18 protein-coding genes and 1 pseudogene are annotated in these 20,710 nt (G+C 53.9%); 6 read left to right on the forward strand and 13 right to left on the reverse strand.

What is annotated here, in order from left to right:
• Positions 1-108: 108 nt before the first annotated feature.
• From AFK62_RS07980 to rluE, 9 genes are all read right to left on the reverse strand, one after another.
• Positions 109-1,230 carry a ribosomal protein uL16 3-hydroxylase gene (locus AFK62_RS07980; protein ID WP_007670741.1) on the reverse strand — a complete coding sequence of 374 codons (1,122 nt, stop codon included), beginning with the start codon at positions 1,228-1,230 and terminating at the stop codon, positions 109-111.
• Positions 1,231-1,279: 49 nt separating this feature from the next.
• Positions 1,280-2,782, reverse strand: a complete 1,503-nt coding sequence (phoQ, locus tag AFK62_RS07985; RefSeq protein WP_053531834.1) for a two-component system sensor histidine kinase PhoQ — start codon at positions 2,780-2,782, stop codon at positions 1,280-1,282.
• Positions 2,783-3,454 carry a two-component system response regulator PhoP gene (gene phoP, locus AFK62_RS07990; RefSeq protein ID WP_007670746.1) on the reverse strand — a complete coding sequence of 224 codons (672 nt, stop codon included), beginning with the start codon at positions 3,452-3,454 and terminating at the stop codon, positions 2,783-2,785.
• Between the two features lie 167 nt (positions 3,455-3,621).
• Positions 3,622-4,992 carry an adenylosuccinate lyase gene (gene purB, locus AFK62_RS07995; RefSeq protein WP_053531835.1) on the reverse strand — a complete coding sequence of 457 codons (1,371 nt, stop codon included), beginning with the start codon at positions 4,990-4,992 and terminating at the stop codon, positions 3,622-3,624.
• Between the two features lie 17 nt (positions 4,993-5,009).
• The gene (gene hflD / locus AFK62_RS08000; protein WP_007670749.1) at positions 5,010-5,639 is read right to left on the reverse strand and encodes a high frequency lysogenization protein HflD; all 630 of its coding nucleotides are present in this window, start codon (positions 5,637-5,639) and stop codon (positions 5,010-5,012) included.
• An 82-nt stretch (positions 5,640-5,721) separates the two neighbouring features.
• Positions 5,722-6,831 carry a tRNA 2-thiouridine(34) synthase MnmA gene (mnmA, locus tag AFK62_RS08005; RefSeq protein ID WP_053531836.1) on the reverse strand — a complete coding sequence of 370 codons (1,110 nt, stop codon included), beginning with the start codon at positions 6,829-6,831 and terminating at the stop codon, positions 5,722-5,724.
• A gap of 203 nt (positions 6,832-7,034) precedes the next feature.
• Complete coding sequence (locus AFK62_RS08010; RefSeq protein ID WP_007670753.1) at positions 7,035-8,984, reverse strand: methyl-accepting chemotaxis protein; 1,950 nt, start codon at positions 8,982-8,984, stop codon at positions 7,035-7,037.
• A 279-nt stretch (positions 8,985-9,263) separates the two neighbouring features.
• A complete protein-coding gene (locus AFK62_RS08015; RefSeq protein WP_007670758.1) occupies positions 9,264-9,713 on the reverse strand; it encodes an NUDIX hydrolase in 450 nt (149 codons plus the stop codon).
• Between the two features lie 10 nt (positions 9,714-9,723).
• Positions 9,724-10,383, reverse strand: a complete 660-nt coding sequence (gene rluE / locus AFK62_RS08020) for a 23S rRNA pseudouridine(2457) synthase RluE (RefSeq protein ID WP_053531837.1) — start codon at positions 10,381-10,383, stop codon at positions 9,724-9,726.
• A 115-nt stretch (positions 10,384-10,498) separates the two neighbouring features.
• Between rluE and icd the strand changes: the two genes are divergently transcribed.
• On the forward strand, positions 10,499-11,749 hold the full coding sequence (icd, locus tag AFK62_RS08025) for an NADP-dependent isocitrate dehydrogenase (protein WP_007670771.1): 1,251 nt from the start codon (positions 10,499-10,501) through the stop codon (positions 11,747-11,749).
• Between the two features lie 148 nt (positions 11,750-11,897).
• On the opposite strand, the pseudogene AFK62_RS08030 reads toward icd, so the two are convergent.
• Positions 11,898-12,449 (reverse strand): annotated as a pseudogene (locus tag AFK62_RS08030) (MFS transporter); the annotation flags it as partial.
• A 40-nt stretch (positions 12,450-12,489) separates the two neighbouring features.
• Between AFK62_RS08030 and AFK62_RS21015 the strand changes: the two are divergent.
• From AFK62_RS21015 to AFK62_RS08045, 5 genes are all read left to right on the forward strand, one after another.
• The gene (locus AFK62_RS21015; RefSeq protein WP_007670773.1) at positions 12,490-12,639 is read left to right on the forward strand and encodes a cupin domain-containing protein; all 150 of its coding nucleotides are present in this window, start codon (positions 12,490-12,492) and stop codon (positions 12,637-12,639) included.
• On the forward strand, positions 12,636-12,746 hold the full coding sequence (locus tag AFK62_RS21020; protein WP_071884301.1) for an NAD(P)-binding protein: 111 nt from the start codon (positions 12,636-12,638) through the stop codon (positions 12,744-12,746). The genes AFK62_RS21015 and AFK62_RS21020 overlap by 4 nt, the downstream gene beginning before the upstream one ends.
• A 1-nt stretch (position 12,747) precedes the next feature.
• Entirely contained in the window at positions 12,748-13,128 is a 381-nt protein-coding gene (locus AFK62_RS08035) for an FAD-dependent oxidoreductase (protein ID WP_032984312.1), read from the forward strand.
• 282 nt (positions 13,129-13,410) lie between these two features.
• A complete protein-coding gene (locus tag AFK62_RS08040) occupies positions 13,411-13,884 on the forward strand; it encodes a hypothetical protein (protein WP_007670775.1) in 474 nt (157 codons plus the stop codon).
• A 245-nt stretch (positions 13,885-14,129) separates the two neighbouring features.
• The gene (locus tag AFK62_RS08045; protein WP_007670776.1) at positions 14,130-14,843 is read left to right on the forward strand and encodes a LysR substrate-binding domain-containing protein; all 714 of its coding nucleotides are present in this window, start codon (positions 14,130-14,132) and stop codon (positions 14,841-14,843) included.
• Between the two features lie 277 nt (positions 14,844-15,120).
• On the opposite strand, the gene AFK62_RS08050 is transcribed toward AFK62_RS08045, so the two are convergent.
• The 3 genes from AFK62_RS08050 to AFK62_RS08060 all read right to left on the reverse strand — a co-directional run bounded on the left by AFK62_RS08050 (position 15,121) and on the right by AFK62_RS08060 (position 20,537).
• Positions 15,121-16,356 (reverse strand): cation:proton antiporter, encoded by a 1,236-nt coding sequence (locus AFK62_RS08050; RefSeq protein ID WP_007670777.1) that lies wholly within the window; start codon positions 16,354-16,356, stop codon positions 15,121-15,123.
• Between the two features lie 814 nt (positions 16,357-17,170).
• Entirely contained in the window at positions 17,171-19,126 is a 1,956-nt protein-coding gene (locus AFK62_RS08055) for a glycoside hydrolase family 127 protein (RefSeq protein WP_007670781.1), read from the reverse strand.
• 10 nt (positions 19,127-19,136) lie between these two features.
• Positions 19,137-20,537: an MFS transporter gene (locus AFK62_RS08060; RefSeq protein ID WP_007670784.1), complete on the reverse strand. Its 1,401-nt coding sequence runs from the start codon at positions 20,535-20,537 to the stop codon at positions 19,137-19,139.
• Positions 20,538-20,710: the final 173 nt, after the last annotated feature.

Below are 20,710 nucleotides of genomic sequence, written 5' to 3' on the forward strand. Positions count from 1 at the left end.
CAGGTTTGTTAATTAAGACATGGCTAACAGTGGGTGGTGAAAGACAGGGGCTGTACGAGGCGCCACTCATCGCACTGGCACCTCATCCCCCGCCTTTAGCGCGAGGGGTTAATCCTCGAAATACCAGTAGCCGCTGTTCACCAGCGCCGCCAGCATCGCCAGGAATGAAGGATCGTCCAGCGCGTCGCCAAACATCGCCTCGTTCAACACCATCTCATTGGCCAGCTGATGAAGAGCTGGGCGATGCGGCGTGTCTATTTTCTCACCGTTTACGAACACATCTTCGCCGAGGCGCAGCACGCGCAGACCACCGAGACGTACCAGCGAATCGCCCTGTTTCAGCGCGTCATAGATTTCATCCGGCTGATAAGGCGGCTCCGGCGGCGACACATCCAGTTCATGTCGCGACTGGGTGATAAACTCACCAAACCACTCGTTGAAATGCGCCGGTTCGCGGATAAGGTCCAGCATCATCTCGCGCAGTTTATCCACTTCGGCAGGCACAATATCCGCTGCAAATTCGCGGGCCGGCACGTCGGGATCGCTGTAGCGCTGGCTGCCAAGCTCACGCTGCAACACATAATCGGCGAAACCGCTGATAAGTTCGCGGCCGCTCGGCGCCCGAAAACCGACCGAATAGTTCATTGAGTTTTCCAGCGAATAGCCTTCGTGCGGGAAGCCTGGCGGAATATAAAGGATATCGCCTGGCTCCAGCTCTTCGTCAATCAGCGCTTCAAACGGGGCGACCTGCAGGAGATCAGGATGCGGGCAATGCTGTTTCATCGGCAATTTTTCGCCCACACGCCAGCGGCGACGGCCTACGCCCTGAATAATAAAAACGTCGTATTGATCCAGATGCGGCCCCACGCCGCCACCCGGCACGGAGAAAGAGATCATTAAATCGTCAATGCGCCAGTCCGGTAGCGCGCGGAAAGGGCGCATCAGCGCGGCGCTCGGCTCATGCCAGTTGTTCACCGCCTGCACCAGAAGCGACCAGTTATTTTCGCTTAAATGATCGTAGCTCTGGAACGGGCCATGGCTCACTTCCCATTTACCGTCCTGATGACTGACCAGGCGGCTGTCCACTTCACTCTCCATCGCAAGACCGGCCAGTTCGTCCGGTGAGAGCGGGTCGACAAAGTTCTTGATGCCGCGCTTTAAAACCACCGGGCGTTTTTGCCAGTAGCGTTCGATAAAATCGGGCCAGTTAATCTCTACGTGGTAGTCCATATTGTTTTCCGCAGGCTCTGAAGATGAGTCGGATTATAACGGACGCGCGTCACTCTGCGTGGCTGTCGGGCAGGTTTTTTCGCAGACTGGCGGAAGATTCGCCGATGGGCGGTTGCTGGCGTGCGAAAATCACTTCCATATGCGCGCCGCCGAGCGGGCTACTGCCAGTGAGGATCTGGCCGTTGTACTGCTCCACCACTTCGCGGGCGACCGACAGCCCGACGCCCTGGCCGGGGCGCAGCGTATCGGCCCGCTGGCCGCGATCAAACACCAGCGCGCGCTTGCTTTCAGGGATGCCGGGGCCATCATCTTCCACAACCAGATGCAGCGTATCGTCCGCCACCCGCGCGGTCACTTCGACGAATTCCAGACAATATTTGCAGGCGTTATCCAGCACATTGCCCATGACTTCGAGAAAATCGTTTTTTTCGCCGATAAAGACTATCTCCGGCGAGATATCGAGCGTAATGCTCACGCCTTTGCGCTGGTAAACCTTGTTCAGCGCAGAGGTCAGGTTATCAAGCAGCGGTGCCACAGGATGCAGTTCGCGGCTTAGCAATATATTGCCGCTGCGCATACTGGCGCGGTGCAGGTAGTAGCCAATCTGCTGGGAGATACGGCTTATCTGCTCAAGCATTACCGGCTCGGCCTGCTCCACATCCGTTTTACCGGTGCGCAGTGACCGTAACGTGCTTTGTAGCACTGACAGCGGTGTCTTCAGGCTGTGAGTGAGGTCGGTAAGCGTGGTGCGGTATTTCTCATACCGCTCGCGCTCGCTTTTTAGCAGCCGGTTAAGGTTATGGACAAGGCTTGTCAGCTCGCGCGTGGTGTACGGGTTTAACTGTTCGCGGTGATGTTCTTCAAGCTCGCGCACTTCTCGCGCCAGCGCCTCAATCGGTCGCAGGCTCCACCAGGCGGCGAGCCACAACAGCGGGATAACCAGCAGCAGATTGGCAGCGAGCACATAGATAAACCAGTTCCAGACGCTCCACGAGCTTTTCAGCTCATCGGGAATGGTATCGACGACCACCACCGTCAGCGCGGGCAAAGTGGATGTGGCCGGGTAGATATTCACCGCCACCGAATGGGTGGTTTCATCGTCTTTGTCGGGGTCGTAATCGTTCAGCCGCTTTTGCAGCGCGTGATTGGTGCCCAGCAGCAGGCGGGTGTCGCTAAAGCGCGTTTCCAGTTCGTGAAACCCGTTGGTGGAGAGCCATTCAGGCCGGATCTCTTTTTTTAGCCACGGTACCTCACGCTGCGACCAGAGCAGTTTGCCTTTTTCGTTATAGATAAACGTCAGCGTCGGGCTTTGACGGTCGATATGATCGGGGATCTCAACCGTCAGTTTGCCATTTTCAAAGCGGGCAAGCGTATAGAAAAGATTGCTCTCGCCGCGCAGCAGGCGGAAGGTGGTTTTATCGAAGCTGACGCTGTAACCCACCAGCGCCACCACGCCATAAGAGAGCGACAGGACAAGCACGACGGCGGCCGTCGCCAGCAAAAAACGGACCCGCAAAGAGAGCGGCAGAAAGTGGCGCAGGACATTTTTCATTTAGCGCAGATCAAACCGGTAGCCCTGGCCACGGACCGTGGTAATCGCCTCGCCCGGGTATTCGGCCTGAATTTTTTTGCGCAGCCTGCCCATTAACACGTCAATGGTATGGCTTTCACGCAGTTCGGCATCGGGATAAAGCTGAAGCATCAACGAATCTTTGCTCACCACTTTGCCAGCGTTGCGGATAAGCGTTTCCATGATGGTGTATTCAAACGCGGTAAGGCGGATCAGGTTGTCATTAATGGCCACTTCACGGCGCGAGAGATCCACTACAAACGGCGGCATCGAGATCACCTGCGAGGCCAGCCCGCTGTTGCGACGCAGCAGCGCCTGCATTCTTGCCACCACTTCTTCGATGTGAAACGGCTTGGTGACGTAATCATCGGCACCAGCGCCCAGCACTTCGACTTTATCCTGCCAGCCTTCGCGGGCGGTCAGCACCAGTACCGGCAGCGTAATATCGTGCGAGCGCCAGCGTTTGATGAGGCTCAGCCCGTCTTCGTCCGGCAGACCGAGATCGACAATCGCGACATCCGGCAGATGTTCATTGAGGTAATAATCGGCTTCTTTGGCATCTTCGGCCGCATCCACCTGATGCCCCAGCTCAGAGAGCTGCACTTTCAGATGATGCCGCAGCAGAGCGTTATCTTCGACGACCAGCACGCGCATGCGACGTCCCCTTATTTATTAATTTGATAAATAGTTTAGCGCCAATTATTACCAAAAGGGCATAAACATTGGATAAACCAGCAGGGGATCGTGCAGGGGGTGAAATTGCGGGGAAAAGACAAGAAAGCTGCAGAAAAACGCCACCCGAAGGTGGCGTCACGAGCGGTTTATTTCAGGTCATCAACCATCTGAATAGCGCGACCGATATAGTTGGCAGGCGTCATCGCTTTCAGACGCGTTTTCTCGTCTTCCGGCAGCGCAAGGCTGTCAATGAACTGCTTCATGCCTTCTGCATCAACACGCTTACCGCGGGTCAGCTCTTTAAGCTTCTCATACGGCTTTTCGATGCCGTAACGGCGCATCACGGTCTGGATAGGCTCGGCCAGGACTTCCCAGTTGTGATCAAGCTCGTCCAGCAGACGATCGCGGTTCACTTCCAGTTTACTCACGCCTTTCAGTGTCGACTGATACGCAATCAGCGAATAGCCCACGCCAACGCCCAGGTTGCGCAGTACGGTAGAGTCGGTGAGGTCGCGCTGCCAGCGGGAAACCGGCAGTTTGCTTGCCAGGTGTTGCAGCATGGCGTTCGCAAGACCCAGGTTGCCTTCGGAGTTTTCGAAATCAATCGGGTTAACTTTATGTGGCATGGTGGAGGAGCCGATTTCGCCCGCAATAGTCTTCTGCTTAAAGTGGTTCAGCGCGATATAGCCCCAGACGTCACGATCGAAGTCGATGAGGATCGTGTTGAAGCGCGCCATGCAATCGAACAGCTCGGCGATATAGTCGTGCGGCTCGATTTGCGTGGTGTACGGGTTCCACTGGATCCCGAGCGAGGTCACAAACGCTTCGCTGAACTGGTGCCAGTCCACTTCCGGGTAGGCGGCGATGTGTGCGTTGTAGTTACCCACCGCGCCGTTAATTTTGCCCAGAATCTCGACCTGCGAAAGCTGGCGGAACTGACGCTCCATGCGATACGCGACGTTTGCCATCTCTTTGCCCATCGTCGACGGCGTGGCCGGCTGGCCGTGGGTGCGGGAGAGCAGCGGGATATCGCGATACTGGTGTGCCAGATCTTTCACCGCGTCGATGAGCTTGCGCCAGAAAGGCAGGATCACCTCGTCACGCGCAGTAGAGAGCATCAGCGCGTGCGAGAGGTTATTGATGTCCTCAGAGGTGCAGGCAAAGTGGATGAATTCAGAGACGGCATGCAGCGCCGGGACCTCCGCCACTTTTTCTTTCAGGAAATATTCAACGGCTTTCACGTCGTGGTTGGTGGTGCGCTCGATGGTTTTGATGCGCGCCGCATCTTCTTCGCTGAAGCCCGCAACAATCGCATCGAGGAAATCGTTTGCGTTTTTGTCAAAAGCTGGAACTTCCTTGACAGCAGCGTGTGCGGCCAGCTTTTGCAGCCAGCGTACTTCAACCTGTACGCGGAACTTCAGCAGGCCAAATTCGCTGAAAATGGCGCGCAGCGCGCTGACTTTGTCGCCGTAGCGTCCATCAACGGGGGAAACGGCGGTCAGTGAGGATAATTCCATCAGTCACTCCTGAGAGGTTAGCATTGAGCAAGAATTTGTTTCGCCTGGGTGGTCAGACGATTACGGGAAAACATCAGTTGCAGGCGTCCGCCGCCGACCTGCTGCCAGAGCACCGCGGCGCGAATGCCCGCCAGTAGCGTGGCGCGAACTTTTGCCTGGATTTGCGGGCTTTGCAGCACCGTTGGCGAACCGTTGACCTGAATTCGCGGGCCGAGCGGGCTAATCACATCCACATAGATGCCAGCCATCGCGTTCATCAGCGTGTCGGACTCAAGATCAAAGTGTTCAAGCTGGCGGCTTAAATCCGCGATGCGGTTGCCAAGCGTATTCATTGCGCCTTTACTGGCGGCAAGCTTACGCTCAAGCACCATCAGGCTTAGCGTATAGCGGGTCAGTTCAGCGCCCGGGCCCTGACGGCTGCTGGAGTTGAGCATGCCAAGCAGCGTTTCCAGGCCCGTCTTCAGCCCGGCTTCTTCGCCGCCAAAAACAGCGAGGGTGGAATCCGGATTCTGGTCAATGACGCTCTTTAGCGATACGCGTAACGCCTGCGCATCGCACGTGCCCTGGTGCGCGAGCTCCTGAACCAGACGCGCCGACTGGCAGATACCGGCCAGCGCAAGGGTGATGTCGTAGAAGTTCTTTGCCACACGTGCTCCTTTTTTACCGCGGCGTTCACGCGAAAGCCGCCTGGCGCGGCTTCTTATTCATGCCGCACAGGCGGCGTCTTTCTTAAACCGGCAGCGGCAGTCGCTGTTCGATAATCCCACCGCCCAGGCACACTTCGCCCTGATAGAACACGGCGGACTGGCCCGGCGTCACGGCAGCGACCGGCTCGTCAAAGCGCACTTCAATGCGGTCGTCGCCAAGCGGGCGCACGGTGCAGGGAATATCCGTCTGACGATAGCGGGTTTTCACCGTGCAGGTAAACGGCGCGGCGATCGCCTCGCGATTCACCCAGTGCAATTGCTGCGCGATAAGCCCGACAGACATCAGACGCGGATGATCGTGGCCCTGCGCGACAATCAGGATATTGTTTTCAACGTCTTTATCGACGACGTACCACGGCTCTTCGCCGCCATCTTTAGTACCGCCGATGCCAAGGCCTTTACGCTGGCCGAGGGTATGGTACATCAGCCCCTGGTGCTCACCGATAACATCGCCGTCAACGGTCACGATTTTACCCGGCTGCGCAGGCAGGTAGCGGCCCAGAAATTCGCGGAATTTGCGCTCGCCGATAAAACAGATGCCGGTCGAGTCTTTTTTCTTCGCCGTCACCAGATCCAACTCTTGCGCGATACGACGTACTTCCGGTTTTTCCAGCTCGCCGACGGGGAAGAGGCTCTGGGCAATCTGCTCATGCCCAAGCGTGTAGAGGAAATAGCTTTGATCTTTATTTCCGTCGAGACCACGCAGCAGACGGCTTTTACCGTCGACATCCGCACGGCGCACGTAGTGACCGGTCGCGATGTAATCTGCGCCCAAATCTTCTGCCGCGAACTCAAGGAATGCTTTGAATTTGATTTCTTTATTGCACAGGATATCCGGGTTTGGCGTGCGTCCGGCTTTATATTCCGCCAGGAAATGCTCAAACACGTTATCCCAATATTCTGCCGCGAAGTTCACGGTATGGAGTTCGATGCCGAGTTTGTCGCACACCGCCTGGGCGTCTGCAAGATCAGAGGCGGCCGTGCAATAATCCTCGCCGTCATCCTCTTCCCAGTTCTTCATGAAGAGACCTTCCACCTGATAGCCCTGCTGTTGCAGCAGGTAAGCGGAAACGGAGGAATCGACCCCGCCGGACATTCCGACGATGACTTTTTTCTGGCTGTTATCAGACATTGCACCACTCACGACATAAAACAAAGGCGGCGTATTCTAGCACGCGCGGGCGGCGCAAACACCCCCTGAGCGCGCCGGGTTTCGCCCTGAGCACCAAGAAAAGCGTTTAACGGCAAGAATTGCGATATGCGGTGAGGCGGGGTAATGCGCAGCGGCGTGGCCGCGTGAAAGGGGCGAGGGCGCGGTAGCGCCCTCGCGAGGGGTTATGCGTAACGTTCGTCGAGACTGAACTGCTCGACGGTTTGCGCCAGCTGCTGCGCCTGCTCTTCGAGCGAGCTTGCAGCGGCAGCCATCTGCTGTACCAGCGCAGCGTTCTGCTGGGTAACACCGTCCATTTCGTTGACAGCGATGGTCACCTGGCTGATGCCTTTGGACTGCTCGTCAGACGCGCTGACAATCTCGCCGATAATGGTCTGTACCGAATGCACCGCCTGCGTCATCTCCTGCATGGTTTTCCCGGCGTCATTGACGAGCTGTACGCCGTTGGCGACGCGCTGGCCCGATTCTTCAATCAACCCGGCAATCTCTTTAACCGCGTTGGCGCTGCGCTGTGCGAGGCTGCGCACTTCGCTTGCCACCACGGCGAAGCCGCGGCCCTGTTCACCTGCACGCGCCGCCTCAACCGCGGCGTTGAGCGCCAGGATATTGGTCTGGAAGGCAATGCTATTGATCATGGTGGTGATGTCGCTGATTTTCTTCGAGCTGTCATCAATCTGCGCCATGGTCTGCACCACTTCGCTGACCAGCGCTTCGCCGCGGCTCGCAATCTGCGTGGCGTTGGCGGTGAGCTCGGTGGCGTGATGAGCGTTAGCGGCGTTATGTTTCACGGTCGCGCTGATCTGCTCCATGCTGGCGGCGGTCTGCTCCAGCGCGGCGGCTTGCTCTTCGGTACGCGAGGAGAGGTTAATGTTGCCACTGACTATCTCGCCCGCGCCCTGACGCACCGAGTCGCTCGCTTCTTTGATCTGCCCGACAATGCCACGCAGCTGCGCCTGCATGGTGTGGAGTGCGTAGAAGAGGCTGCCGCGGTCGCCCGGTTTAACCGGCACCACATTGTCAAGCTTGCCGTCGGCCACGGCCAGCGCGATGGTGGCTGCTTCCAGCGGTTCCCCGCCGAGCGGTTTCAACACTTTGCGGCTAAAGACGATGCCGAGCAGCGCGCTCACCAGCAGAATGCTCACGATCATCAGAATAATGGCATTCATCAACTGGCGGTTGGCGGCGTCCATCACCTGACTTACCGGCGCGACCACGCCGAGATACCATTTGTCAGTGCTGTTGCCAATGCTAACCGGCTGCCAGGTCACCAACGCCTGTTCGCCGAGGATAGGATCTTCCTGCTCCACGACATTGCTGGTGAAACCGTCGGTATCGCCAGGGAAGGGCTTGCTGGTCAGCTTTTTATCCGGATATGAAATCACTTTGCCTGCGGTAGAGAGCAGCACAGCGTAGCCGCCGCCTTCCCACGGTTTGATCTGGTTAACCTTTTGCTGCAACGAGGCGAGCGAAATATCGGACGTCACCACGGCCTGCAGTTTGCCGTCGACCACAATAGGCGCGGCCACGGAGGTGAGCAGCGTCGGCACGCCGTTATAGGCGTAGCTGTAAGGTTCGATCAGCGTATCTTTCTGGGTTTTCTGCGGGATCAGGTAATAATCACCCTGGCCCGGTGTGAGGTAAGAGAGCAGGGGATGGAATTGATAATTCCCCGCCTGGTCGTGATCGACAAAGAACGCGTAGCGGCCTTTTGGCGCCTGGCCGGGTTTGCCGTCAAACTCCGCATCGCGCCCGTCATAGGCGTTCTCTTCAAAGATGATCGACATCGACAGGTAGTCGGGGTTGTCGCGCAGCGCGCCTTCCAGCAGCTTATCGGCAACCTTACGGTCGGTAATGCCCGCACGCGGCAGCGCCGCCATGCTGTGTCCGACGCTGTGTGCGACATCACGTGCATAATTCAGCTCCTGCTGAATTTTTAACGCCTCACTCTGAGCTATCTGTTTTAAATAGCTTTCTGCCAGGGATTTTTGCTCGTTGCTGGACTGCCAGCTCAGCACGCCGATGGTCACAACAAAACCCAGCGTGATGGTTAAAGCGCCCGTCAGCAGCATCTGCGCGCGGGTACTCATTTTTTTATTAGCGGATTGTCTGGCCATCACGGCTCCTCAGGATCAACCACGAAATATCAATACTGTCCCTTCGTTAAGAGCCTCCTGGTCAATGCTCTATCGGCGTTTATTTTTTGTTCTTTAATGGCATTTGTAGCGTGTGATGTGGCGCAAAAAGAGGTGTTTTACAGACGAAACAGCGGGCGTATGTCGGCCCAGGCGGCAGAAATGGCAGAAGGTGCTGACTGTAGCGGTGGGCGGCAGCACGTTAAGCTGCCGTTAAAAGTTTCGTAACGAAACAAAATTGTGGAGGCGGTAGCGAAATGCTTAGTGGAACGGCCAGTTGAACGCACCGATAAGCGAGAGCGGGTAGCGTTCGCCCTGCTGCCAGGTACGAATACTTTCGGCTACCAGCGCTGAACGCAGGTGAGGGGCGTTCAGGATCTCGTCTGCGCTCACCCAGCGACAGCAGTCGATATCGCTGTCGTGCGGCTCGGTTGGCAGCGGCGCATCAAGCTCAATACTGAACAGAAAGCGCAGAAACGGCGTGTTGTCCGGCGCCAGCCACTGGTGCAGACGCAGAAAATGTTGGGGCTCGGCGCGGATACCGGTCTCTTCCCACAGTTCACGGCGGGCGGCTTCCACCAGCGTTTCGTCGGCTTCCAGATGGCCCGCAGGCTGATTCCAGAGCGCCTTGCCGTTGATAGTCTCTTCGACCACCAGAAATTTCCCCTGCGCATGAACGACGCAGGCGACGGTGACATGCGGTTTGAACATCCGGTTCTCCTTATTTTTTGAGCGGAATTTCTCGCCACTGGCCGCAGGCCAGCGCGTCAAGAGTATAGTCGCCCATCGCATAACGAATCAGCCGAAGTGTCGGGAAGCCCACATGTGCAGTCATTCGTCGCACCTGGCGGTTACGGCCTTCATAGAGCGTAACTTTCAGCCAGCTCACAGGAATCGATTTTCGCTCACGAATCGGCGGGTTGCGTGGCCAAAGCCAGGCAGGTTCGTCGACGCGTTCGACGCCCGCAGGCAGCGTCGGCCCGTCGTTGAGCGTCACGCCGTGGCGCAGCTGTTCAAGCGCCGCTTCCGTCGGGTCGCCCTCCACCTGAACAAAATAGGTTTTGCCGGTGCGCTTCCCGGGCTGGGTTAATTTTGCCTGTAGCGCGCCGTCGTTCGTGAGCACCAGCAGGCCTTCGCTGTCGCGATCGAGGCGGCCTGCCGCGTAAACGTCTGCAACGGGAATAAAGTCTTTCAATGTCTGGCGACCCGCTTCATCGGTGAACTGAGGCAGCACATCATAAGGTTTATTAAAGAGGATCAGCCGTTTCGGGCCTTCAGGTTTGCGGCGCCTGGCGGAATGTTGTGAGCTGAATCGCTCAAGCTGGTGATTTCTAAAAGAAGTTTTCTTCATACTATTTTCAGACTTTGTCAATTGCCGCATTATAACCTAATCATAAGGGCGTGGCATGGGGCACAACATTAAGGTAGTATTATCACGCCTATTACAAATCATTAACAAAATGAGTCACAACCAGAAGCGCTCGAAGGAGAGGTGAATGGAAAGCAAAGTAGTAGTTCCGGCGGAAGGTGAAAAGATCACAGCGCAAAACGGCAAGCTGAATGTACCCCACAACCCGATCATCCCGTTCATTGAAGGCGACGGTATCGGCGTGGACGTTACCCCAGCGATGCTGAAAGTGGTCGACGCCGCGGTTGAGAAAGCCTACAAAGGCGAGCGTAAAATTTCCTGGATGGAAATTTACACCGGTGAGAAATCTACCCAGCTTTACGGCCAGGATGTCTGGCTGCCCCAGGAAACCCTGGATCTGATTCGTGAATACCGCGTTGCCATCAAAGGCCCGTTGACCACGCCGGTTGGCGGCGGTATTCGCTCCCTCAACGTTGCCCTGCGCCAGGAGCTGGACCTTTACGTCTGCCTGCGCCCGGTGCGTTACTACCAGGGCACCCCAAGCCCGGTTAAACATCCGGAACTGACCGACATGGTTATCTTCCGTGAAAACTCCGAAGACATCTACGCAGGCATCGAGTGGAAAGCCGACTCCGCAGACGCTGAGAAAGTGATCAAATTCCTGCGCGAAGAGATGGGCGTGAAGAAAATCCGCTTCCCGGAACATTGCGGCATCGGCATCAAGCCATGCTCGGAAGAGGGGACTAAGCGCCTGGTGCGTGCGGCGATTGAATATGCCATCACCAACGATCGTGAATCCGTGACCCTGGTGCACAAAGGCAACATCATGAAATTCACCGAAGGCGCGTTTAAAGACTGGGGTTACCAGCTGGCGCGTGAAGCGTTCGGCGGCGAGCTTATCGACGGCGGCCCGTGGGTGAAAATCAAGAACCCGAACAACGGTAAAGACATCATCGTTAAAGATGTGATTGCCGACGCCTTCCTGCAGCAGATCCTGCTGCGTCCGGCGGAATATGACGTCATCGCGTGTATGAACCTGAACGGTGACTACATCTCTGACGCCCTGGCCGCGCAGGTTGGCGGTATCGGTATCGCGCCGGGCGCGAACATCGGCGACGAATGCGCCCTGTTCGAAGCGACCCACGGCACCGCACCGAAATACGCAGGCCAGGATAAAGTGAACCCGGGCTCCATTATTCTCTCCGCTGAGATGATGCTGCGTCATATGGAATGGTTCGAAGCGGCTGACCTTATCGTGAAAGGTATGGAAGGCGCTATCAACAACAAGACCGTGACCTATGACTTCGAACGCCTGATGGAAGGCGCTAAGCTGCTGAAATGTTCAGAGTTTGGCGACGCAATCATCGCGAACATGTAATCCGCTGGCGGGTTAAAGAAGAACGGGAGCCATCGCGCTCCCGTTTTTTTTGTCGTGGCAATTCGTTGGGTTTAAGAGACTGTTCACATCAACGGGGGATCTATTAACGGGGGATCTATTTCATACAGCAGAACCCGTGCTCAGGACGTTAATTTACGCTGACTTTTGCCTGTAATTCTTTAATGATGCCTATAAATGCAAGACCAACAGGCACCAGTGAACCCCACAAGACGGCATTCCATCCGTAGAGACTGAGTAGCGCTCCTGAAGAAAATGACCCGACAATCATCACCCCAAACACTACGAAATCGTTCAGGGACTGGACCTGGGTTTTCTCTTCAGGGCGATGATAGTCAATGATCTTCGCCGATGCGCCGATGCGCCGATGCGCCGATGCGCCGGTGAAGCCAAAATTCCAGCCAAGCCCCAGTAAAATCAGCGACAACCAGTAGTGGAAAATATCGGTTCCACCAGGACCGGCCAGCACAGAGCATGCGGTGATAAGCTGACCCGTAGCGGCGATACGCATTGCACCAAAGCGGTTAATTAATTTGCCGGTGAAAAATCCCGGGCCGTACATAGCAATAACGTGCCACTGGATCCCCAGGTTGGATGCCTCCTGAGAAATGCCGTGCATGTGCATCGAGAGCGGGGCAGCCGTCATCAAAAAGTTCATTACCATATAGGTTACCGCACCACTTATCGGCGGTGCTGAACTGCTGCTTCTGGAAGGGGCATTGATGGCACCGGAAGGCCGCTACGAACAGGGGAGCTGGCTACGGTTTCCGCCTGGCGACATGCCCGCCCTGACAGCCACCGCCAGTGGCGCACTTTTTTATCTGAAAACCGGGCACCTCAGCCCTGCCACCCTGACCGGAGCCACATCATGAGAAGCAGCGTTATTATTATCGGGGCAGGCGTTAGCGGGCTCTGTGCCGTCACGCTACTGGAAAAAGCAGGCGTAGATTATGTGATTCTGGAAGCGCGGGACAGTTGAAATTCACGATGTCTCCGAACCTGATTCGGGAAAAACGGTGATTTTTGGTTTTATTGGCGTACCGGCCAGAACGCGATGGACAGTGAGCGAAGACGTCCTCAGGCAACGTTGTCGTGATCAGCTTGCGTGCCTGTTTGGTCCGGATGCGGTCGACCCTGAAGCGGAGTGTCTGAAAGACTGGGCAGCCGATCCGTTTACGGCCACGGAATCCGACCTGCTGCAGAATGTGGGGCATGCCCTGCCTGAGCAGCTCCCGGCTCGCGGTGAGTGGGCGGGGAAAATAACGGGGATTGCCAGCGAATGGTCAGCGCAATTTTCAGGCTATCTCGCCGGCGCAATCGACTCCGCCTCTGTGGGCACTGAGCACTGGCTACGGCAGTAATAACCCGTATTATCCTGTACGAACCGAAGGTCTTTTGCCTGAAAGCATGCGTTTTAGGTTTGAAGGTGACCCAATTTAACGGCAAGGACTGGCTTCAGAAACGTCCGCTTAGGGTACGTAGCGGACTGGCTAACTGGACAGAAAGTCTTTTTTGAGCGAGAAGCAGACATCGTTAATGAGTACCAGTTGGCTATGAGTTGTTTAATGATAAGGATTAACTTCCAAAGGTAGAAAAATTATATTAATGCTATACAAATAATCACCGCACAGGAATTAAACACGATGCGATTTAAAGAAATGACAGAAGAACAAATACAACTGGATATCGAAAAAATCAATGGCTATCTGTCGGCAATTGAAATGATGAACATCGCCGCTAATATTTGCGTTGACTACACATTTATTCGTTTGCCACAAAAACATACTTTGCTTGAGTCTGTTGAGAGCGAAATCGCTCAGATATATCCGGATACCATCATTTCGAACTGGCACATTAAACTCGAGCAGATTTGTGAAAGTCAACTTTCCGACAGCATCAATATATGGTTTTTCCGTTTCGGTAAAGCAGTGGTTTTGAGCGATGAATTATCGGATCTGTGCACAGGCTTTATGGATATGATGAAACAACTTATTTATACACCTAATATCTACCGTGTAACTATGCGCCCGCCAGTCTGGTATGCAATAGACTGGGAAATATTTGTCTTCGAGACGAAGAATGGTTTATTCTTACTGGAATTTAACTTCGACTCGTGATTAATAAAAATAGCCGTTCCCAGCGCCCCGATTGTAAGTCTTACGCTTAATGGCCATATACAATTACAGATTTCTTACCTGAAGAACCTTAGCATTTACGATGTCCGCTCCTGGCACAAAGCGGACTGAGTCAGAAAGCAGGCGTCATCGTCTAGTAAGCAATAGATTTACCGTCCTGACACTGATCATGTCAGTTTCAGGACGCTATTACGTATAAGCAATATGCACTGCCAGGCCCACGTGGTATGCGGCCTACGGCGCGCGCCGACGAGCTTCGTGAACCGCTGCAGCATGCATTAGCCGCTATCCAAAAAGTGATCGCTCCTTCAGGTACCTTCAACCCAGCTCTGGCAAATCAGCACTGGCATGTCGCTGCCTTTGATTATGGTGCAATGACTATCCTGGAGCCCGCTCTGGCAATGCTACGCATTGCTGCGCCAGCTACACGTATGGCTGTTGTACAAAGTCTTCCTTCACAAGTAGCAAGGAAAGCGGAACAAGGAGAGATCGATCTTGCTTTTATGACAGGTGATGAAGCGCCAGTGAATTTACATCGACGCACGTTGTTCACTGAACGTTATGTGCTTGCTGGTCGCGCAGGACATCCTCATTTGCATAGCCCACTTTCACTCGAGAAGTTCTGTCTGCTTGAGCACGCCATTGTTTCACCGGAGGGGGCCGGGTTTCATGGTGTTACAGATATCGCCCTGGCCGAAAGAGGTATGACGCGCCGTGTATCACTCTCTGTGCCAAATTTCCTGCTGCTTACTGCGGTCCTGAAGAGCACCGATCTGGTTGCAATGGTGCCGTGGCGGCTGGTTTGTGAAAACGATGCGCTGCAGATCATTGAGCCGCCTGTTGAGGTTCCGGGATTTGAGATGGTTATGCTCTGGCCTGAACGTGTTCACCGTGACCCCGCTCATCAGTGGCTACGTGAGCGCATCGCCTGTTCGATATAAATACTAATTGAAGCAAAGTTCTCGCAACGCCCTGCTAAGACTGGCTCCATGTGCACCGGCTCACCGTTTGCACTTAAGTGCACTTTTCAGGCAAAAGCAGTCAGTTTAAAAACAGCATTGAATGACAGTTGTGGGAGTAAAACGGACATTGGTAATCGTTCTGCCGTAGCTTAAAGCAATATTAACGTCACGTTCTATGCGATTCACGACCACAACTGATGCAAAAAAAGGGCGCGGCAGGCCGTTTTAAGTAATTTATCATCATTATGATAAAGCTTTATTTTACCCGCATAACACGACTGGCAAGCTTCCCAACAGTCATGCCCTGTACAAGCACTGAAAACACCACTACAAGATAGGTCAGAGATACAACCGTATCCCGATACTCTCCAACGGGCAGTGAAAGCGCCAGAGCCACAGAAATGCCACCGCGCAAGCCGCCCCAGGTAAGCACCGCCCAGGAGCCGTTCGGCAACCGAAACAGGCGGTTAAACAGTCTGACAGGGAGCCCCACAGTTAAAAGACGGGTAAAAAGCGTAAGAAGAATGACGACACCTGCTATGCCCACAAGTGCATGAGTAAAGTGAAGCACTATAACTTCCAGCCCGATTAATACAAAAAGCACGGCATTGAGTATTTCATCAATGAGTTCCCAGAACATATCAACGTGACGTTCCGTCTCTTCGGACATCGCATTTGAGCGGCCCTGATTGCCAACGATTAGTCCCATCACTACCATGGCAAGCGGGCCTGACACCCCAATGTAAGTAGCAAGGGCATAGCCACCCAGCACAGCAGCTAGTGTAATCAACACCTCTTCCTGATAGCTGTCGATGCTTTTAAGCATTAAATAAATAATGTACCCAATAAGGCCTCCCAGCAGAGCACCACCTCCTACCTCTTTGATGAGAAGGAAACCAGCCTCCTTAAATCCGGGTGTTTCTGCGCTGGTGAGCATGGAGAAAACCAGTGAAAAAAAGACCACACTGACACCGTCGTTAAACAGTGATTCGCCTGACATTACAAGCTCAACATTTTTGGGTGCCCCGGCGGAACGTAAAATACCGATCACGGCAATAGGATCGGTGGGGGAAATCAAAGCACCAAATATTAGGCAATAAGCAAAGGGCAAATCCAGACCGGTAAATGTCAAAATTCCCCACAGAGATAACCCAATGATGATTGTTGATAAAGCCGTACCAATGAATGCCAGCGAAGCGACCTGCCATCGATAGGTACGCAACTTTTGCAGATCGATGTGTAAAGCGCCAGCAAAGAGCAACAGAGATAGCATCCCCTGCATCAGCAACTCGGAAAAATCCAAAGATTTCATCAGAGACTGCTCATAAATCTGTAAGAAATGGAGTCCCATTGAATCAGCAACCATGTTTAGCAGAGATATCAGCAGCGCAATGGCCATGACGCCGATAGCCGATGGTAATCCGATATAACGTCGATTGAGATATGCCAGTAAAGCTGTCACACCTAAGAAAATTGCTGCAGTGTTAAGCATATGTTCCCCTTTTAATTGGAAATTCTGTGCATGAGCTACCTGATTTTTCGAATGCCTTGCAAAGACGTGACGAGTTACACTGCCTTGTAAGCCACAATCATTTTAGCAGGGGCTTTTAAATGCCTGTCCTGATGGCGATAAATATAGTGAACTGCTCTACGACAAGTAACTACCGTTGACATGCACCCTGATAATTATTGCATTGCGGACCTGTCAACGTCCGCTTCTGGCGAAAGGAGAGAAGAGCTTTATTCATTAATTAAACGCGATGACAATGTGCAAGCGCCAGATAGTTATTTAGAGAAAATGTCAGCGCTATCGCTAATAGCCTATTTTATCCATCAAATTTCCTCGGCGCGCACAGTAATGTTCGTTTATATCATCATGGTGAAAAGGTAATGTGTTAACTATTTGGCGGGATAAATCAAAAGCGGGCCGTAAAATACTCACGTAAAAACGTAACATAAAACGCTTTCTTAATGTGCTTATCGTCGAACGACGCGTTTTCGTTTCCCGAATGGAAAAAAGATGCCTTAACGATGTGGCTTATTCGGGTTGGTAAAAACTCACGGTGTCTTTAATGGCGCATGTTTTAAGCGCGGGATAATGCGATTTCTTTGGCCGGAAAAGCCAGCGACCAACCCGGTGAAAGCGGTGTTTTTCTCTTCACCGGGTTGGGCAACGCGGGCATACATGACATCTTTCAGGCGCCTGGCGCCGGATTAAGTCTCGATTTTGGTCGTGCTGGAAAAGTGTTGCGATTCCTGTGTTCACGCCGGGCTGATCGCGCAGCATCTGGCGACGAAAAGACGACTTACTCTTCGTTAACCCAAATCCGCATTTCACTCTCTCCCCGGTTGGCCCAGCAAAACCACGGGATAAAGATTAATGTCTGCGACTCCCTGGCTGATGGCGCATGGTCATAGTGCCAGAGCAATTGTTGCTCAGGATTCGCCGACGTGCGTTTCATGCCCTCGGCCTGAATTAAAACTTTATGCGAGAACAGGCCCTTGCCTTCGAACGTTTTGAAGGTCGCGCTTTGCGGTAACCACAGGTTATGCAACTCCTCACCGTTATCGGCCTGCTCAAGGCAATACACCAGAGGCCCACGCTGAATCGCCACCTTTCCTGCAACGTGGCGTAACAGCGGATTGCCGTAGATTCTTCGCACCGGCATAGGCAAAGTCAGGGTTAATGTATCGCCTTCCCGCCAGACCCTGGGAATATGCAAGTAACCTTTGCGAACCGATTTTTCTACCTCTATGCCATTAAGCGTGACCTGCGGCGCATCGCACCAATCAGGCATGCGTAAAGCAAGGGTATGCTGCACCGGCAACGGCGAATCAATTGCAATTACTACCTTCTCTTGCCATGGGAAATTACCGCTGACGCGCAGCCGCAATACGTTTTCCCCGACGGGGACTTCAATGCTGTTGCCCACATAAAGGTTGATATAGAGCGCATCCGGGCGTGGGGTATAAATATAATGACCGAGCGATGTCAGTAAACGCGCGATGTTAGGGGGGCAGCAGGCGCAACCAAACCAGCGCTGGCGAACCGGTTTAACATGATCATAGATATGATTAAGGCAGAGCGTTTTCGGGTGAACCTCCAGCGGGTTAACGTAAAAGAAGTGTTTACCATCCAGCGCCATGCCGCCCAGCACGGTGTTATACAGCGCTCGCTCCATCACATCTGCATACTGGCTGTCTGCTTCCATTTCCAGCATACGTCGGGCGAACATCATCAGGCCAATCGACGCGCAGCTTTCGGCATACACGCTGTCGTTTGGCAAATCGTAATCACTACTAAACGCTTCACCGCTGCTTTGCGAACCGATACCACCCGTAATATAAAGCTGACGCTGGGCCATGTTATGCCATAAACGCAGGCAATCTTGCCGTTTTGCCTCATCCTTGCTGAGCCGCGCCAGGTGTGCCACGCCGGTCATCAGATAGACAAAACGTACCGCGTGACCGATAGCGGTTTGCTGTTCGGCAATGGGTTGATGCGCCTGGCTGTAAGCTTTGTCCTTAACCATCCACGCCGGGCCATAGGTGTTCCAGTAAGACGTTCTGCCACGCTTTTCATATTCGATATCGTAAAAATGCGGCTGCGTTCCGCGCTGCTCAATGAAGTAATTCACCAACGCCAGATAACGTGGTTCCTGCGTTACGTCATGCAAGCGCATCAACGCCAGCTCAATTTCGGGATGCCCTGGATAACCGTGCAACTGTGTTTCACCCGGTCCGAACACGCTGTCGATATGGTCGGCAAGTTTACACACCACCTCTAACAAGCGGCGTTTTCCGGTGGCCTGAAAGAAGGCCACGCCGGCCTCGATCATATGTCCGGCGCAATACAGCTCATGGCATTCCGCCAGGTTAGTCCAGCGTTCGTTGGGAGCTTTAACGGTGAAATAGGTATTGAGATAGCCGTCGTCACACTGGGCGGCTGCCACCAGTTCAATCACCTCATCGGCGGTTTTTTCCAGTTCCGCATCCGGATTTTGGCATAGCGACCAGGCGACGGCTTCCAGCCACTTCGCCACATCACTGTCCTGAAACACCATGCCGTAAAATTCCCCCTGCTGTAGCCCGGCGGCGATACGAAAGTTTTCAATCGCATGGCTCGGATCCGCCTCGGCGATCCGATCGTTCAATGCATCCCATTGGTAAGGGATCACGACATCCCTTACCAGTTGCTGATACTGACCCAGAAAGGGATCATTAATTTTCAGCTTATGCAGATCGACTTCCATCACAGACATATTATTCTCCTCAGGCCGGAGCATGGCGAATACGCAGCTCGCTGGCGATGCGCGCCATGAGTGGGTTATTAAGTTTGCAGGCGAGAATGGTGAACGCCAGCAACAAGTGGAATAAAGCAGGCAGCAGAGTTTCCATACTGGTGATGCCATGCAGCGATGCCGGCGTCTGGTGCCCCGCGCCTGGGTGATAAGCGACGAAAATAAACACCAGGCTAATGATTCCGGCGCTTGAGGCCCAGGCCAGTTTTATGCAGAAGAGATTAAAGGCGAAGTTCATCCCTGAGGATCGCACGCGAGTTTTCCACTCGCCATAGTCATCGGCGAAGGCCATCAACGTAAAATGCAGCGGCAGGGTGAAGCCAAGAATAATACCGTTGCCAAAGATCACTGCCAGCCAGAAAGTTTGCCATGCTGGGCCTGTAGGCAAGAACCACATCAAGATTGCCAGCGCAGCCAGGATGAGGTTGGTCCAGTAATACAATCTGACGGTATCCACGCGTTTGGACAGCGGGCTGACCAGTACAGAGCCAAGAATCGAGGCAAACGTCACCATAGTAAAAAACAGCGAGGTATAAGCTATACTGCCCTGCAATACATAGGTGATGAAATACATATAGCCACCACCACGAATGTTGAACACGTTGATCAACAGGAATGACATCAGCAGCATCAGCAGTAGCTGATCATTCTGGCGCAACCCAGCGAAATGCTCACGCAGTGTAAATTTTCCCAGACTATCCAGTGGGATGCGCTCGCGTACCCAGAAAAAGCAGCAGAGAAACATCACCACCGCCACGCTACACAGAAGGCCAACCCCCAGTTGATAACCTTGCGCGGTGTTACCTTTGCCCAATACGGATACCAGCCAGGGCAAGCCCACCGAGACCAGAAAACCCGCCACGCCGCATAGCACAAAGCGCCAGGACTGGCAGGCAATCACTTCGGTGTGGCGGCTGGTCATGGTGTTTATAAGAGCGCAATAGGGCACATTGATCGCGGTATAGCTGACGGAAAGCAACAGATAGGTGCCGAACGCCCAGACGATCTTCAGGTTCATGCCGACATCAGGCGTGGTAAAGGCTAGCACGCCGATCACGCCGATCGGCACTGCAATCCATAGTTGCCATGGACGGAAGCGCCCCCACCGGCTCTGCGTGCGATCGGCCACAATGCCCATAATTGGATCGGACACCGCGTCAAATACGCGCAACCCCATAAACAGAGTTCCGACCAGCGCTGGGGTAAGGCCAAATACATCGGTGTAGAAAAATGTCAGGAAATTCATGATAAGGCAGGTGATTACCGTACCACCGGCATCACCCAACCCGTAACCAATTTTCTCGCGCAGGGAAAGGGCATCGCTCGCGTCCTGCTGCGTCAGTTCGGTTTGCGTAATCGGGCTAGCAGTCATAATAAACTCCTCATCAGGGTCAGAGTCCATTGCCCGTGTCAGGACGGGCTTATTTGCAGATACGGATCTATTTTGCCCGGAATACAGTGTTCAACAAGAGAAGGGAAAAGTATAAAAAGAGAGCGATTCCGACCTGTTTTAGAAAGTGTGAGCTGGATCGGGAGGGATGGTGT

Source organism: Cronobacter condimenti 1330, assembly GCF_001277255.1.
GTDB classification, from domain to species: domain Bacteria; phylum Pseudomonadota; class Gammaproteobacteria; order Enterobacterales; family Enterobacteriaceae; genus Cronobacter; species Cronobacter condimenti.